General features: G+C 39.8%; 12 protein-coding genes. 7 read left to right on the forward strand and 5 right to left on the reverse strand.

The genetic code is table 11. The features are described 5' to 3' along the window. Positions 1-16: 16 nt before the first annotated feature. Together glyS and glyQ are read right to left on the reverse strand one after the other, a co-directional pair. On the reverse strand, positions 17-2086 hold the full coding sequence (gene glyS, locus EXE30_RS01600) for a glycine--tRNA ligase subunit beta (RefSeq protein ID WP_130160909.1): 2070 nt from the start codon (positions 2084-2086) through the stop codon (positions 17-19). After that, positions 2086-3075, reverse strand: coding sequence for a glycine--tRNA ligase subunit alpha (gene glyQ, locus EXE30_RS01605; protein WP_121928876.1), 990 nt, complete (start codon positions 3073-3075; stop codon positions 2086-2088). The genes glyS and glyQ overlap by 1 nt, the downstream gene beginning before the upstream one ends. A 136-nt stretch (positions 3076-3211) precedes the next feature. On the opposite strand from glyQ, the gene EXE30_RS01610 reads away from it, so the two are divergent. From EXE30_RS01610 to EXE30_RS01625, 4 genes are all read left to right on the forward strand, one after another. Beyond that, a complete protein-coding gene (locus EXE30_RS01610; RefSeq protein ID WP_130160910.1) occupies positions 3212-4024 on the forward strand; it encodes a DUF2971 domain-containing protein in 813 nt (270 codons plus the stop codon). A gap of 109 nt (positions 4025-4133) precedes the next feature. Beyond that, positions 4134-5396, forward strand: coding sequence for a putative DNA modification/repair radical SAM protein (locus EXE30_RS01615; RefSeq protein WP_130160911.1), 1263 nt, complete (start codon positions 4134-4136; stop codon positions 5394-5396). Between the two features lie 2 nt (positions 5397-5398). Next, on the forward strand, positions 5399-6193 hold the full coding sequence (locus tag EXE30_RS01620; RefSeq protein WP_130160912.1) for a TIGR03915 family putative DNA repair protein: 795 nt from the start codon (positions 5399-5401) through the stop codon (positions 6191-6193). Positions 6194-6349: 156 nt separating this feature from the next. Beyond that, positions 6350-7621: a YncE family protein gene (locus EXE30_RS01625; protein WP_130160913.1), complete on the forward strand. Its 1272-nt coding sequence runs from the start codon at positions 6350-6352 to the stop codon at positions 7619-7621. Between the two features lie 81 nt (positions 7622-7702). On the opposite strand, the gene EXE30_RS01630 is transcribed toward EXE30_RS01625, so the two are convergent. Then, complete coding sequence (locus EXE30_RS01630; RefSeq protein ID WP_121928869.1) at positions 7703-9118, reverse strand: SLC13 family permease; 1416 nt, start codon at positions 9116-9118, stop codon at positions 7703-7705. A gap of 503 nt (positions 9119-9621) precedes the next feature. On the opposite strand from EXE30_RS01630, the gene EXE30_RS01635 reads away from it, so the two are divergent. Beyond that, positions 9622-10725, forward strand: coding sequence for an HPP family protein (locus EXE30_RS01635; protein ID WP_130160914.1), 1104 nt, complete (start codon positions 9622-9624; stop codon positions 10723-10725). A gap of 62 nt (positions 10726-10787) precedes the next feature. Here EXE30_RS01635 and EXE30_RS01640 read toward each other — a convergent pair whose 3' ends face one another. Beyond that, the gene (locus EXE30_RS01640) at positions 10788-11057 is read right to left on the reverse strand and encodes a PspC domain-containing protein (protein ID WP_130160915.1); all 270 of its coding nucleotides are present in this window, start codon (positions 11055-11057) and stop codon (positions 10788-10790) included. 356 nt (positions 11058-11413) lie between these two features. On the opposite strand from EXE30_RS01640, the gene EXE30_RS01645 reads away from it, so the two are divergent. Then, positions 11414-12076, forward strand: a complete 663-nt coding sequence (locus EXE30_RS01645; RefSeq protein WP_130160916.1) for a hypothetical protein — start codon at positions 11414-11416, stop codon at positions 12074-12076. A 44-nt stretch (positions 12077-12120) separates the two neighbouring features. Here EXE30_RS01645 and EXE30_RS01650 read toward each other — a convergent pair whose 3' ends face one another. Continuing rightward, positions 12121-13944, reverse strand: a complete 1824-nt coding sequence (locus EXE30_RS01650; protein WP_130160917.1) for an acyl-CoA dehydrogenase C-terminal domain-containing protein — start codon at positions 13942-13944, stop codon at positions 12121-12123. Positions 13945-14184: 240 nt separating this feature from the next. Between EXE30_RS01650 and EXE30_RS01655 the strand changes: the two genes are divergently transcribed. Next, complete coding sequence (locus tag EXE30_RS01655) at positions 14185-16536, forward strand: hypothetical protein (protein ID WP_130160918.1); 2352 nt, start codon at positions 14185-14187, stop codon at positions 16534-16536. Positions 16537-16555: the final 19 nt, after the last annotated feature.

Here is a 16555-nt window from a genome sequence, read left to right on the forward strand (position 1 = left end):
TTTTATAAAAAGTAAATTAACCCTGCAACACACTCACATCAGCCACAGCGGTAAACAAGCCACGCAACTGAGCCAATAAACGTAAACGGTTAGCTTTCAATTCAGCGTCGTCTGCCATAACCATCACACCTTCAAAGAACGCATCAATAGGTGCACGAAGGGCAGCAAGCTTAGACAGCGCTTCAGTATAGTCACGCGCATCCAGCAAAGGCTGAACCACTGGTGTTAAAGCCGATAATTCCGCATAAAGTGCTTTTTCAGCCGCTTCAACGAGATTCGCTTCAACCACCGCACCTTCAGGCGTTGCTTCTTTGGCAAGAATATTGGCAACACGTTTGTTTGCAGCAGCTAAAGCAGCCGCTTCAGGTAAAGTACGGAAGTGATTGACCGCATTCACACGCTTATCAAAATCAAGTGGCGATTTTGGTGCAAGTGCTTGAACTGATTGCAGTACATCCACTGCAACACCTTGATCTTCATACTTGGCACGATAACGGCCTTCAAGGAAAGCAACGGCATCAGCACGCGTCTTATCATGATCTTTAACAACGTCGCCATAACCTTGCAGTGCGACATTAACCAATTCTTCAATCGTGACATCAAGTTCATTTTCAATCACTAAACGCAAAATACCGATTGCAGAACGGCGTAATGCAAACGGGTCTTTAGAACCTGTAGGCGCTTGACCAATACCAAAAATACCAACAAGCGTATCTAAACGATCAGCAAGGGCAATGGTTGTACCTGTCTTAGTCTGTGGTAATACATCACCAGCAAACTTAGGTAAATATTGTTCACCTAGCGCTTCTGAAACTTCGGTGTTTTCACCTTCAAGACGGGCATAGTAAGTCCCTGCAATACCTTGAAGTTCAGGGAATTCACCAACGAGTTCAGAGGTTAAGTCGCATTTCGCAAGTAAAGCTGCTTTCTCAGCATCAATAACATTCGCACCCGTGATTGGTGATAACGCTACAGCCAATTTTGCAATACGTTCTGATTTATTCCAAAGCGTACCCAATTGGGCTTGGAATACCATATTGGCTAATTTTTCTTTACGACTTGCGAGCGGTTGCTTTTGGTCTTGTAAGAAGAAGAATTCAGCATCAGACAAACGCGGGCGTACAACTTTCTCATTCCCTTCAATAATTTGAATCGGATCTTTCGACTCAATATTTGAAATAGTGATGAAGTAAGGCTGTAATTTACCTTCAGCATTGATCAAACAGAAATACTTTTGGTTGTCCTGCATGGTGGTAATCAAAGCTTCTTGAGGAACGGCTAAATAGCGTTCTTCAAAAGTCGCACGTAATGCGACTGGCCATTCAACCAAACTGGTCACTTCATCAAGCAAGTTTGCAGGAACAATTGCAGTCGCGTTGACATCATCCGCCAATTTTTTCACTTGTTCTTGAATGGTCGCTTGACGCTTTTCAAAGTCTGCTACTACATAAGCTTTTTCTAAAGTCGCTAAGTAATCGTTGGCATGCGCCAAAGTCACCGCTTCAGGGGCATGGAAACGATGACCATAAGTCACGTTACCCGCTTTGTGATCTTGAATGGTTGCTTCAACCACTTGATCATCTTTCAGCAACACCACCCATTTCACTGGACGCACGAACTCAGTACGGCTTGCTGCTGAACGCATACGTTTTGCGATAGGCAAGTTGTCTAACGCAGTTTGCAAAATCTGTGGCAGTAAAGCATCAAGGCTTTGACCTTTTACATCTTTTAAGAAGCAAACTTTTTCAACCTTACCTGCTTGGAAAGTAGAAAGCTGATCAACTGTAATGCCTTGACCACGCATAAAGCCTTCGAGTGCTTTAGTTGGTTTACCTTCTGCATCATAAGCGGCTTGAACAGCAGGGCCGTCAAAACGTTTCTGGGTATCTGCTTGAGCTGCATCAATATCCACAATTTTAATTGCTAAACGACGTGGAGCAGCATAAGCTTCGATTGATGCAAAGTTTAAGCCCGCATCCTTTAAACCTTTTTCCGTTTCAGCTTTTAAAGCATCACGTAGAGTTTTTAAGCTTTTTGGTGGAAGTTCTTCACAGCCAAGTTCGAATAAAACAGTATGCTTTGTCATTATTTATTCTCCTTCGCTTTTTCAGCTTGGGCTGCTTCTGCTTCAACTTGTGCTTTTAACTGAGCTAATACTTCATCACGTAAATGTGGTTCTGCCATTGGGAAACCGAGTTTCGCACGGGCAGCCACATAACTTTGTGCAATTGAACGCGCTAAAGTACGAACACGTAAGATATAACGCTGACGTTCAGTAACAGAGATTGCACCGCGTGCGTCGAGTAAGTTAAAGCAGTGAGATGCTTTGATCACTTGTTCATAAGCAGGAAGTGGCAGTTCAGCTTCGATTAAACGTGAGGCTTCAGCTTCATAGAAGTCAAACAATTCAAACATTTTATCGACTGGCGCGTATTCAAAGTTATAAGTCGATTGCTCAACTTCATTTTGATGGAACACATCACCATAAGTCACTGTACCGAATTGACCTTTGGTCCAAACAAGATCGTAAACTGAGTCTACACCTTGAAGATACATCGCAAGACGTTCTAAACCGTAAGTGATTTCACCAGTCACAGGGTAGCACTCAACACCACCGACTTGCTGGAAGTAAGTGAACTGAGTCACTTCCATACCATTTAACCAGACTTCCCAACCTAAGCCCCAAGCACCAAGAGTCGGAGATTCCCAGTTGTCTTCCACGAAACGAATGTCGTGGGTCAGAGTATCAATCCCGATGGCTTTTAAAGAGTCGAGATAAAGCTGTTGGATATTATCTGGGTTTGGCTTAAGCACCACTTGGAACTGATAGTAGTGTTGTAAACGGTTAGGGTTCTCACCATAACGACCATCCTTTGGACGACGTGAAGGTTGAACATATGCCGCGTTCCAAGTTTCTGGCCCTAATGCACGTAAGAAGGTTGCAGTGTGGAATGTCCCTGCACCCATTTCCATATCATATGGTTGTAATATGACGCAGCCTTGCTCCGCCCAATAGTTTTGTAGGGCAAGAATTAAGCCCTGAAATGTATCAATATGCGATATAGCACGACTCATGGTGCATCCACTGGAATCAAACAAAAATTGTGGTTAAGTATAAGGATTTTGGGGAGTAGTGGCAAAGGGAAGAAAGTAGTTAATGCATGTTATATTGCTTCAATAAAGGTGAAATTTGAAAAAAATGGATAACTAAATGATTTTCAATAGAGACTCTAAAAAATATTTATATCATTACACACGAGCCGATACAGCAATCAATTATATTTTACAAAGTAACACACTTAAAGTTAGTTCTTTTCAAAATACTAATGATCCCAAAGAGTCTAAGAATTGGTTATTTGAAATAGGAACAAATCATAATTTGGATCTCGGTACATATAACTTATGGGCGCTATCTGATGAGCTAAATAGAGAAATTAAATCTAAAACATATGTTATATGTTTTTCTAAGGATAAAGTTTTAACGGGTAATCATTTAAATGATCTATTGAGCAGAGGGTATGGGCACTCAAGAATGTGGGCTCAATATGCTGCAAATCATACAGGTATTTGTTTAGTTTTTGACAATGATCTACTTGGTCAAGCATTTCATAACGAGTTTTCTAATTTTACTTATTTTGCTCAGAATATTAACTATGTTGATAGGTTCATTGCAGAAAGAAATTCCGCATACATAATAAATGTAGATTTTTTGGAAAGTTTAGACTCAGACATGAAAGAGTATGCTTTATGTCATTTAGAAACCCATAAAGATAGGCTCTTTTTTGAAAAACTATTAGATTGGGAACAAGAACAAGAATACCGTTGGGTTCTGATGGGGGGAGATGTTAATCGAGAACCATTATTCAACTATCTAAACTCATTGAAAGGTATTGTATTTGGAGCTAATTGCTCGGAAGAAAATATTTCTAAAATAGTTGAGATGACAAAAAATAAAGGAACTGAATATACACAATTAAAATGGAGAAATTGTTCGCCATGGTATAATTTTGAAAGAAGATTTTGAAGATTTACACGTCACCTCATGACGCATTGCATCTCCCATGCTCTTAATTTCACAACTTGGAAATGCTAATTTTTAAACGATATTTTCTGTTCTCCTCAGGTCGTTTGAAATGTCAGATCGCATTCGTGAAAAACTACAAATTCTTGCGGACGCAGCCAAATACGATGTGTCCTGTTCATCCAGTGGTAGTGACCGTAAAAATAAAGATAAGGGGCTAGGTGATGCCAGTCGCTCAGGGATTTGTCATAGCTATACCGAAGATGGTCGTTGTGTTTCGCTGCTGAAAATCTTGTTTAGTAATGTCTGTATTTTTGACTGTGCTTATTGCGTGTCACGCCGTTCCAATGACGTCAAACGCGCTGCCTTTACCGTACAGGAAGTGGTTGACCTGACCATTAATTTTTATCGTCGTAATTATATTGAGGGGTTATTCCTTAGCTCAGGCATTTTTAAATCTGCAGACTATACGATGGAGCGGATGCTGCAAGTGGTGAAAAAACTACGTCTAGAAGAAAATTTTAATGGCTATATTCATCTTAAAACTATTCCAGGAGCATCGCCTGAGTTGATTCATGAAGCAGGTCTTTATGCAGATCGAATGAGCATTAATTTGGAAATGCCAACTGAGGTCGGATTAAAAACCTTTGCCCCTGAAAAATCACATCAAGAAGTACAAAAAGACTTAGGCTTAGTGCGAGATCGGTTGATTCAACTCAAAGATGAACGTCAAATTATTAAACATGTACCAAAATATGTACCCGCAGGACAGACCACACAAATGGTAGTCGGTGCACATCAAGAAACAGATCAAGATGTGCTTGTGATGGCAGATCGACATTACAAAGAATTCAAATTAAAACGAGTCTATTTCTCAGGCTATATCCCAATTAATACTGAAAATAATTACTTGCCTGCGGTAGGTTCTGCACCGCCATTGTTACGTGAAAATCGACTCTATCAGAGTGATTGGCTAATGCGTTTTTACGGTTTTGAAGTCAATGAAATCGTCAATGAAAAACACCCTCATCTTGATCTAGATGTTGACCCAAAACTAAGTTGGGCACTACGACATCCTGAGCAGTTTCCTGTCGATCTAAATCGTGCAGATTACCGTATGATTTTACGTGTACCGGGTATTGGAGTGAAGTCGGCCAAGAAAATTGTGCAAGCGCGACGTTTTGGCAAGATACATAATGATTTACTGAAAAAATTAGGTGTGGCGTATTCACGCGCTAAGTTTTTTATTCGTTGTGAAGACAGTCCACGCTTCCAAAAAGAACTTTCTTCTCATTACATCCGTCAACAAATTCTGACTCAAGGCTCATCTAAGTATGTCAAACAACTTTCACCTCAACTTAGTTTAGGCTTCTAGTGATGTTAAGTGATGGTATTGCTTATTATTACTTTGATGGTTCAATGGTCGGCTTACTCAATTGCGTCTTTCGTGCTTTTCAATTTAAAGAGTTCCAAGTTCAACTCTGTTTAAATGAAGGGGCGCAGCATGGATTATTTGCTACTGTTGTTGAGATTCCAAATGATGAACAGCATGCGCAACGTGTTTGGTCTGCATTACAACAACGCCTGTCAAAGTCATCGTTAAGACAGTTCTATTTTGCATATTTATCCGAATCGCTGGACGCTTATCAGCATTTATTTAATTACTGTGTCTATGTTTTTCGACATCAACATTCAGTCGAGAAAAATTATTCACATCCTAGCGTTTTAGCGATTTCGCAATGGACGAAAAAGGTGGGGCGCGAAAAACATCGGATGGAGGCATTCATTCGCTTTAAAAAAACCACAGATGAATTGTTTATCAGTTTAATTCGTCCTGATTTTAATGTGTTGCCACTGATTCAGCCGCATTTTAAGCGTCGTTATCAAGACCAGCGCTGGCTGATTTATGATGAGCAACGTAAGTATGGTCTTTATTATGATTTACGCGAGATCCATGAAGTCTCTTTTGACGCCAATGAGGTTGATCCGAATATTGAAAAGGGTACGAGCCAGAGTTTTCAATTGGAGCTCGATGAAAAAGAAGCGTTGTTTGATCAGCTTTGGAAAGATTATTTTAATAGTATCAATATTAAGGAGCGTCAAAACATTAAACTTCATGTTCAATACTTGCCAAAACGCTATTGGCGCTACTTAAATGAAAAAATCATCTAAAAATAATTTCTCCAAATAATACATATTCTTAAGTGAATTTTGTTTCTCTATACGATTTTTACTGTTGGAAAAATGCAGGAAATGATTAATTTTGTATTAATGTTATGTTATAACGTTTCAAAATTAGTATAAATCAGTCCAACAGGGGAAATGAGTGTGAATAAGTTAAAACAAGCTTATCTGCTGAGTGCGTTATTCAGTAGTGTGTTGTTATCCGCATGTGGGGGCAGTGGTGATTCATCGAGTTCATCATCAAACACTCCAAAACCAGAACAACCGACGACGCAAACATATGAAGGTCGTTTGGCGATTGCTAATGCCGATGCAGATCGTCCAATGCTCTCGGTTTATGATCTAAAAGATCAGAAATTAATTGATAGTAAAGCGTTAAACTATACGCCTTCAGCGATGTACAGCAGCCCGCAATCACGTTATGCGGTCATGGTTAGTCGTAATGATGGTGTGGTTCAATTTGCTGATGGCGGTGTCTTTAGTCAAAGCAATCAACTTAAGGTTAATGCTCCAAATATCTTAACGTTCCAATTGAATGGTGCAACGCCTGCTCATTATCGTAGTTTCAATGGTACGGCGGCATTATTTTATGACGGTAGTGCGACGGAAGTTTCTAAGTTCGATGTGTTTAATGATGCAATGATTGCTCAGCAAAGTATCGCGACGCAGAAGTTACCAAAAAATCATCATGGGGTAGCTGAACCACGAGGCGAGTATGTACTCAGTACTTATTTGCCGATCGATGCAACGGCACTCAGTATTATAAAAAGCTATCACATCCATGGTGATCATTATCATGAAGAACAAACCTTGGTAAATCCATGTAATCGCCTACATGGCGTAGCTTCGATAGCGAATTATGCTGCTTTTGGTTGTGAAGATGGGGTGTTGGTGGTTGAGCAAAAGAAAGATACTTTTGTTGATAAAAAAGTCTTCATTGATCAGCGTATTTCAACTTTAGCAGGGCATGAGAAAATTAATCAATTTGCTGCATTTGCATCAGGGACCCATGCTTTATTTGTTGTAGATCCACAACAAGGGAATGCGATCAGTTTAGACTGGTCGATCGGTGCGAAAGAGCTTGATGGTACAACTGCGGTTAAACGCTTACAACAAGCATTTGATGCAACAGGACGCTATTTGGCTATTTTGGATAGTATGGGCACTGTGCATGTGATTGATACGCAAACTTGGCAACGATTAGGTCAAATTCAGGCGATTAACAATGTTATTGGTACTGAACTTTCTAAAAGTCGTTTAGTGGTCAATGCTGCGTCAGACACGATTTTTATCAATGATACTCAAGCCAAAACGATTGTTGAACTTGATTTGAAGAACTTAAAAATCAAACAAACCATTCAATTGAATGATGTACCGAATACCTTTACATGGTTAGGTGTCGCTAAAGCATCTTAATTTTTCGATAAAAAATAGCCCAGTAAATGGGCTATTTTTTTGCGGAGAGTTTGAGAATCAATGCAATAACTTAGGACTTATTTAAAGAAAGAATAAGTAAAAGAAGATTGAAATCACGGCAATACATAATACATTCAGGATGAAACCAACTTTCATCATTTCACGTTGTTGAATATGCCCAGTACCAAATACAATTGCATTTGGTGGTGTTGCCACAGGGAGCATGAAGGCACACGATGCTCCGAGACCAATCACCAATACAAGGATTTCTTTTGGAAGCCCCATTTGCGCGGCAATTGCCGCAAAGACCGGAACTAGAAGCGCGGCAGAAGCAGTATTGCTGGTCAGCTCTGTCAAGAAAATAATAAACGCAGCAACCACAATAATCACCAAGAATGGCGATGCACCACCAAAGGCGTTGGCAAGGGTTTGTCCGAGCACCAATGATGAACCTGAATCTTTTAAAACCGCACTGAGTGTTAATCCACCACCGAATAACATGAGTACACCCCAATCGGTGTTATCCGAGATATCTTTCCATGTCGCGATCCCTAAAATCACCACCATACATGCTGCGGCAATCGCCACCCACGTATCTGGTTGGCTAATTCCAAACTGCTCACTCACACTTTTGCCGAAGATCCAACCCAAAGCTGTCACCACAAACAAGATCATAGTGAGCATGCGATCCCGATTCCAAGGAATCGTTTCAGCTTTGAATTCAACGCGATGGTTTAATTTAGGGCGTAAAACCAGATATAAGCTGACTAACATTGCTGGGAAAAGAAGCAACATCATCGGTAAGCCGATTTTCATCCAGTCAGCGAAGTCATAGCCTAGTGCTTTGGCTGCAATGGCATTGGGAGGTGAGCCGACGAGGGTACCTAAGCCACCAATATTGGCTGAATAGGCGATACCGAGCAAAATGAACACAAAGGTTTTGCGCTCTTTGGCTGCATCAAAGTGAGAAAGTAATCCCAATGCAAGCGGCAACATCATCGCCGCCGTTGCAGTATTGGAGATCCACATCGATAAAAATGCAGTGACGACACAGATTGCCAGTACTGCGAGCCCCAAATGTCCGCGAGATAAGGCAATGACCCACATCGCGATCTTTCGATCCAGCTTTTGCACATGTAAGGCAGTTGCTAAAGCAAAACCACCAAAAAAGAGGAAAATAATTGGATCAGCGAAAGTGCTGAGTGCTTTGGATGTGGTAATCGGACTGATTTCGTCATTACTACCAACGCTTGGCATACCCACCAAAACGGCTAAAATAGGAACCAAAAGCGCAGTGATGGTGATGTGGATGGCTTCAGTAAGCCATAAAGTGCCAATAAAGAATAATAAACTTAAGCCTTTGTTGGCATTTTGCTCATAAGGGAGAATTTCATATAAACCGAATGACAGCAAGGCTGCAATTGCAATGATGATCCAGCCACGCAATACGCCTTTAGGCATTGCATTGGTTGGTGTTTCTAAGTGAGGAACATTCATACAATATCCTTATTTGTGTTGTTATCTATCACTCAATTTCACGTGACCGAATAACCATATTTTTAGCGAATCAATAGTAAATGCTAACTTCTATCATCCATGTAAATTTTTTTTAAATCCGTGTACTCCTTGCCCAATAACTACATCCAAGTAAGGCAAAAAAGTAGGTAGATAAAGTCTGGAGTGCATTCCTGTCCAGTTTTTGAACGTTTGAATTTTATGGTATTTGAGCTGTAAGTGGTATTTAGTTTTTTGATAAAAATCTATGTGATATTTATTTTTATTATAAATAGGAATTTTCTCAATTTTACATAATAAGTTTTTAGGCCTATGTACATTAGGCATTGGTCTAATTCGAAGAGATTTATTTTAGGAGGACGCTGTCGATTTTAGAGAAATACAATGTCTGATGTTTTAACATGTAACCAAAATGTATCTTATAAAAGCTTAAGTGTATACTGCCGCAACCCATCAAACACAACACGATTCCAGCAAGGTGCATTGTGAGCTTTACTCAATCTGATTGGCTAAATTTTCTTAAACCTAACTATAAAATCCTCCCACTTAAAGAGCGTTTGCTTTCAGGCTTTGGCGCATTATGTGGTTTGGCAATATCGTCATTATTGAGTTGGTATGTACTAGGTGGGATGAATGCATGGTATATAGCACCGATGGGAGCTTCATCGGTATTGCTTTTTGCGGTACCAAACAGTCCATTGGCGCAACCATGGAATGTGATTGTCGGTAATACGTTGGCTGGTGTAATAGGTGTTGCTTGTGTGCAATGGTTGCCAGATTTAACCACAGCATTTAGTGTGGCGGTTGGTCTAGCCATATTTGTGATGATGACCACAGACTCTTTACACCCGCCAAGTGGGGCAGTGGCGATCACAGCTGTATTAGGGGGCGAGGCAGTTCAGCGTCTAGGTTTCTATTTTGTGCTTTATCCTGTCTTATTAAATTCAATTTTATTGTTGTTATTTGCGGTGTTTTTTAATCGCTTAATTGGACGACATTATCCAATGACCGCTCATGTCAATGCACGAAGCAAAGATCCAACACCGACACAGAAAGTATCGATTCAACCCAAAGATATTGAATATGCTTTAGAACAACACACTGAATTACTTGATATTAGTCAATACGACTTAGAAAAAATCATTTTAGACGCGCAAGAGCGTGCACATGGGCGCTTGCAAAATAGCTTTGTTTGCCAAGATATTATGAGTCGGGATGTGATCACGCTGCATGAGAATGATGATATTCATCAGGCATTAGATAAGTTCAAAGCGGTTAATATAATGAGCTTGCCTGTGGTCAATCGTGAGGAAAAACTTGTCGGCACACTAGCTTTATATGAAGTGGTTGAATGGTTTAAAAGTGCGACTGATCCAAGGAACTCTTGGCAACATTATGTTCGTCAAATTATGAGTCGTAGGGTCGTGACCGTTGAACCGCTACAACCGATTCAAGACCTCATACCTTATTTTGTAGAGAAGTCTTTTAATTATATCCCTGTGGTTGAGAATCAACGTTTGATTGGAATGATCAGTCGTGCTGATATGATTGCTGCTTTACAACAACAATTAAGTCGTCAGCGACTTTAATTGAGATAAAAAAAGCTACGGTTGTATTAGGGGTAAATTCAACCGTAGCGACCAAAAGTGAATTAACGTTTTATGCTTTGATCATCATAAATAGTTTTCACAGGTTGTTGATAATTTTGTATATGTTCTACTGGTGTTGTTTGTCTCTTGGGAATGACCAACCATAAAATCAGATACACTAAAATACCAGGAAAAGCGGCGCTTAGGATCGAGATCACAACAAAGATTAAGCGTAGTAAATTTGCGTTCCAACCAAAACGTTCAGCAATACCGCCCATTACACCTGCGATCATGCTTTTTTGGTTTGAGCGATATAAACCAGTATTGGTCATCGAATTCTTCTCCTTAACGTAATGAAATGACAGCAAAAAAAATATATTCATAGATGAGTTGCTGTTTATTATGAAATAGGGGCGATATACATTTTTTTAAAGTTTAAATAGATAAGAGATTAGTTACGTTGTGTAAAATGCTGCTGGAAAAACCAACAGTATCGCCTAAAATGCACCGACTTAAAGCAGACTGCTTTGTCGCCTTAGGATTCAGTTCTATGGGCTTACCTTCGATAGTTCATGATGTATGGACGTAGAGAATAGATACATTCTCTGTTCTTTATATTCTCCAAGATTTTTGGGGTGGATTGTGTGGGTTTCGTCGATAGCGATGTTGATGTTAGAGATTTGTGGATATGCAGTTCAGGTGGTTGTTACTACAGTATGTGAGTATAGGATGTGTATTAACTCTCGGTTTGAGTGCGTGTGATCGTGATCATTCAGAATCCGCCAAACAAATCCAAAAGCAATCAAATTACGAAGCAAGCGTTGTACAGGATGAGCAACCTTCATTCGCTGATGATGGTGTGCCATTAACTAAAATTGCGGGACAAGCAACATTGCCATATTCAGGTGCAGGGAAACGTAATTTAACCCAACCTTCTGAAACTGGTCTGACCTATGTGGGGCGTTATCATGCGCGTATTCCATGTACCGATGCTTTTGCAGGATGCGTGAATCAAGAGAAAGAAGCAGAATATATTTTGAATCTATTAGAAGATGGTTCAGTTTATTGGATCAATACCAGTTTTGGCCGCTTAGGGATAGATTCTTCTCATAATGTAGCTAAGATTGAGCAAACCTGTAATCAAGTGCAATGGTACGCGCATGAAGAACTGAATGAAATTATGGTTCGTTGTGATGCCGCGAATATTAGCTTGTATTTTAAGGTTAACCAAAATCAAGATTTGGTTCTAAATTTAGAGAAAATTTGGAACGACAATAATGGTGAAAATCAGAAATTCTTTAAAGAATACCCATTTCCTGAAAAAGCCTATGAGTTTAAGAAAATACAATAGAATAAAAAAAGAGCGCATATCGCGCTCTTTTTTTACAATTCTAATTAGTAATCGAAGCTGAAGTGTTCTGGTGCAAGTGAAGTCAAGGTGCGTGAAGACGAAACCATTGATTCTGCATGACCTTGAGCACGTGGCAACAAACGGTCAAAATAGAAATCAGCAACTTTGATTTTTGCTTTATAGAATTCTGGTGTTTCGATGCCGTCACCCGCTTCTAATTTCTCAGAAGCAACCACAGCTTGTTGTGCCCAGAAGTAAGCCATCATCACGTAGCCAGAGAACATCAAGAAATCAGCAGAAGCTGAAGAAACGATGTCACGATCCTTACGTGCAGCAAGCATGATACGAACAGTCAATGTATTCCACTGTGCGCAAAGCTTAGTCAAATCCCAAGCAAAACGACGTAAGTACTTGTTACGTGCATGTGTTGCACAGAACTTTAAGATTTCAGCGGTATAGTCACGAACCACTTTACCTTTCGAGCTTAAAAGAACTTTACGACCGAGCAAATCAAGTGCTTGAATGCCTGTAGTACCTTCGTACAAAGTCGAGATACGTGCATCACGTGCGATCTGTTCCATACCCCATTCACGGATATAGCCATGACCACCAAACACTTGCATACCATTATTTGCTGATTCTAAACCAAGCTCAGTCAAGAAGCCTTTTAGAATCGGAGTATAGAAACCAAGTTTGTCATCATGTGCTTCATAAGCCGCTTGATCACCATTTGCGATAGCATCTGTCATTTTGTCAGCAAGTTTAGCTGCGTGGTAGATCATTGAACGACCACCTTCCGCAATTGCTTTTTGCGTTAACAGCAGGCGACGTACGTCAGCATGGTGAATGATCGCATCAGCTACGCGCTCAGGTTCTTTCTTGCCAGAAAGTGCACGCATTGACATACGGTCTTTGGCATACGGTAAGGCACCTTGGTAAGAAAGTTCTGCGTGAGCAACACCTTGAACCGCAGTACCAATACGTGCAGTGTTCATGAAGGTAAACATTGCATGCAAACCTTTATTCACTTCACCGATTAAGTAACCTGTTGCATTATCAAAATTCAATACTGCTGTCGCAGAGGCTTTAATCCCCATTTTGTGTTCGATTGAACCACAAGAAACAGTATTGCGTTCACCTACGCCACCATCCGCAGTAGGGATGAATTTAGGTACGATGAATAGTGAGATACCACGTGTACCTGCAGGTGCATCTGGAAGACGAGCAAGCACAATGTGAATAATGTTTTCTGTTAAATCGTGCTCACCTGCAGAGATGAAGATTTTAGTACCAGAAAGCTGATAAGTCCCATCTTCTTGAGGTTCTGCTTTAGTTTTAACTTGACCTAAATCTGTACCACATTGAGGTTCAGTCAAGCACATCGTACCAGACCAAGTACCTTCAACCAGTTTAGGCATATAGGTATTTTTTTGCTCTTCTGTACCAAATTGCATGATGGTGTTCATACAACCAGTACTCAAACCTGGATACATGGTGAAAGACCAGTTTGCAGTCCCCATCATTTCAGATTTGATTAGGTTTAAAGACATTGGTAAGCCTTGACCACCAAACTCTTCTGGATATGAAAGACCCTGCCAACCACCCATGACAAATTGGTCATACGCTTCTTTGAAGCCTTTAGGGGTTGTGACTTCGCCATTGTTGAAAGTACAGCCTTCTTCATCACCTGACTGATTGAGTGGAGAAAGTACGTTTTCGCAGTAATCTGCCGCACCTTCAAGAATCATATCAACAGTTTCAGCATCAGCATTTTGACCACTTGCTAAAGTTTGGTAATGTGCTGGATAATCTAACATTTCGTTCATTAAGAAACGAACATCACGGAGTGGGGCTTTATAAGCTGGCATAATCTTAATCCTGTATTGGAATCATTTTGGATTATCTGTTTCGATACCTTAGATTATTCACAATGGTGACACAAATACATTGATAAGCCCAGTAGAAAAAAATGTCAGAAAAGCGAATTTTGAAGAATATTTGTTGAGGTGGAAGTCCCTTTTTTGTTTGAGTTTTAGACGTATGTTTATGATGAAAATGGGTCAATTTTTAGTTGAAAGTATAATGATATAAAGGTGGTTGGTAAAACTATGCGTTTAAAATATTTAACTTTATGTTTGTTGGGGCTGAGTCTTTCAGCATGTTCACAACATGTCATTAAAACCAATACAAGTACGGCTGGTTTAGAGCAAAAGGCCATCAATAGTATTAATGCGATGTATGAATACCCAAGTTATGATTATCGCGGAAAATTTAATGTTCATATTGAGCCTAACCAAAATAAGTCTACTGCTCGCTTACAGCCAGCGCCATTAGATGCTGCATTAAAACAAAAAGTTGAACAATATTTAAAAGATCAAAAAGTCAATTTAAATAGCAAACAAAAGCAAGCCTTATATGATGCACTGGCACAAGATAAGAGCTCATATGGTCAAACCAAAGTGGATAAAGTCATTCAGTCCATGGCAACGATTTTGAATGATATGCAATTTGAATATGATGGTTCGGTGCATTATCGTCAAAAAATGGGTTCATTTAATTTGACCGCGCGCTATGAAAAACCGACGCTATTGGTACAAGCCAAAATGCCTATGGTGCTAGATTTGAATGACCATAAGTTTTACGTCAATTATTTTGGATTTATGCCATATTTGGTCAATAAAGAAAATCAGAGTAATTTGGCATATTTCGATTTTTCGAAGTATCAAGGTTTGATCAAGCAAGTCGATTACAAGAAGTTTGTGGAATACCTCAAAGCATCAAGTGGCGTGTTTTATCGTTTGGCGGATCAGCAAAATATACAGGCTTTGCCAGTGTCATCAGCAGAACGTGCGGCAGGTGTCGTTGAAAAAATTCGCTTAAAAACAACGATTGAAGAAGCATTCTTGCAATCGAGTTTATATGGCAAAGTCAATGAAAAATATTTAATGCAAAGCATTTTCAATATCAATGAACAGAGCCTAGAAAAACTGATCGCAGATGAAGTTGATGCTCAAAGTAAGCCTAAAAAACCATCTTCTACAAAAAATACCAAAACTTCATCTGATGATGCGAGTGTGGTGAGTCAGCAGCTTTATCAATTGGTGAATCAACATTTTGGTGTTGAGGATGAAGCTGATGCCTATGACTCTGCTTCTGAGGATGCGTCTGCTGCCGCTTTGGAAGCAGCGGAAGCAACACAAGCTGCAGCATGGGAAAGTGATGATGGGGATCATGCAGTAAAAAATGGCGATGGGTCTGAATCTGATGTGGAAGCTGCTTATGAAAGTGGTTTAAGTCGTGAGCAGTGTGATTCTTTATCATCAAATCCAAAAATCACTTATGGCGATGCACAATACTGCCAAAGTATGCATGGGGTTGATGTATTCAACCCAACGCAATCAAGTGCTTCTGGTCTAATTTCTTATATTGCGAAACTAAGCACGTTGGAAGAGTTATTCTCTGTTTATAACCAAGCTCAGTTTATTGATGATCATGCATTCAAAGCACTCTGGATCAAACATCAGACTGAGATTAATCAAGCATTGCCTGTCGCTGATAAACGTAATCCATTCATTATGGATATTAGTTTAGATGACAAAGGTCGTGCGATTAACTATGACTATGATCTCAATTATACTTCTCCAGAATTGCAATCCCGTGTGAACCTTAAAGCGGATATGCAAGTTTTAAATTATGGAAAAGCGACATCGATTGATCGAGCACAATTAAAACGTGCCAAAACATGGTCGGAAGTGAGTAAGGGGTCGATGTTCGAGCAATCAATTGACCGATTCACTGAAAAAATGGGTCAGGCAGGGATTGTAGAGCGTGCCGCACAGCCATATACATTGTCATTGGATGATCAGCTTAAAGTGATTGCTGAACAACGTTATGATGCAACTCGATCATATGAGCAGACTTATAAAGCTGTATTTATAGCCAAATTAACGGAAAGTACACCACAGGTGGTACAGCGTTATTCAACCAAAGAGTTGCAAGAAATAGCCAGTGTGTATGCCTATTGGTATTCAAGTGAAGAGGTATACAATCCTCAAGGGACAGCGCTTAAAGCGATAGAAGCGTTACAAAAGAAACACCATCTAGAAGACGATGAGCAGTTTAATTATCCGTTGGGCGAGTCGGTTGATCGTATTGTCAGTGGTGCATTGCGTGGTGATAAAGATCGTCAAGCATGGAAGAAGTTGCAAGCACAATATAAGCAACCACAACAGCTATTTGCTAAACAATATCAAATTCAATTTGAACGTGAGAATGGTGCTTCAAGTGAGGAAAAAATCTTACTTGAGCAGACTGCAAATATTTTAGGGCAAGTGTATGTGGCAGCACGACAAAACAAGTTGACCTTGAAGACGATTCAAAACTTAAAGGTTGATCATGATGAGTTTATTGATTATGAAATCTTTAAAGATGTTTATCAAAAGATGTTAACGATTAAGTAATTCAAAGCAAAAAAAGAAC

Origin of the sequence: Acinetobacter halotolerans (assembly GCF_004208515.1) — a bacterium.
GTDB classification, from domain to species: Bacteria; Pseudomonadota; Gammaproteobacteria; order Pseudomonadales; family Moraxellaceae; genus Acinetobacter; species Acinetobacter halotolerans.

What these genes read in the sequence shown, in the direction of transcription:
- glyS (WP_130160909.1), bottom strand. Translation starts at nt 2,086, where the DNA reads ATGACAAAGCATACTGTTTTATTCGAACTTGGCTGTGAAGAACTTCCA.
- glyQ (WP_121928876.1), bottom strand. Translation starts at nt 3,075, where the DNA reads ATGAGTCGTGCTATATCGCATATTGATACATTTCAGGGCTTAATTCTT.
- EXE30_RS01610 (WP_130160910.1), top strand. Translation starts at nt 3,212, where the DNA reads ATGATTTTCAATAGAGACTCTAAAAAATATTTATATCATTACACACGA.
- EXE30_RS01615 (WP_130160911.1), top strand. Translation starts at nt 4,134, where the DNA reads ATGTCAGATCGCATTCGTGAAAAACTACAAATTCTTGCGGACGCAGCC.
- EXE30_RS01620 (WP_130160912.1), top strand. Translation starts at nt 5,399, where the DNA reads ATGTTAAGTGATGGTATTGCTTATTATTACTTTGATGGTTCAATGGTC.
- EXE30_RS01630 (WP_121928869.1), bottom strand. Translation starts at nt 9,118, where the DNA reads ATGAATGTTCCTCACTTAGAAACACCAACCAATGCAATGCCTAAAGGC.
- EXE30_RS01640 (WP_130160915.1), bottom strand. Translation starts at nt 11,057, where the DNA reads ATGACCAATACTGGTTTATATCGCTCAAACCAAAAAAGCATGATCGCA.
- EXE30_RS01645 (WP_130160916.1), top strand. Translation starts at nt 11,414, where the DNA reads ATGCAGTTCAGGTGGTTGTTACTACAGTATGTGAGTATAGGATGTGTA.
- EXE30_RS01650 (WP_130160917.1), bottom strand. Translation starts at nt 13,944, where the DNA reads ATGCCAGCTTATAAAGCCCCACTCCGTGATGTTCGTTTCTTAATGAAC.
- EXE30_RS01655 (WP_130160918.1), top strand. Translation starts at nt 14,185, where the DNA reads ATGCGTTTAAAATATTTAACTTTATGTTTGTTGGGGCTGAGTCTTTCA.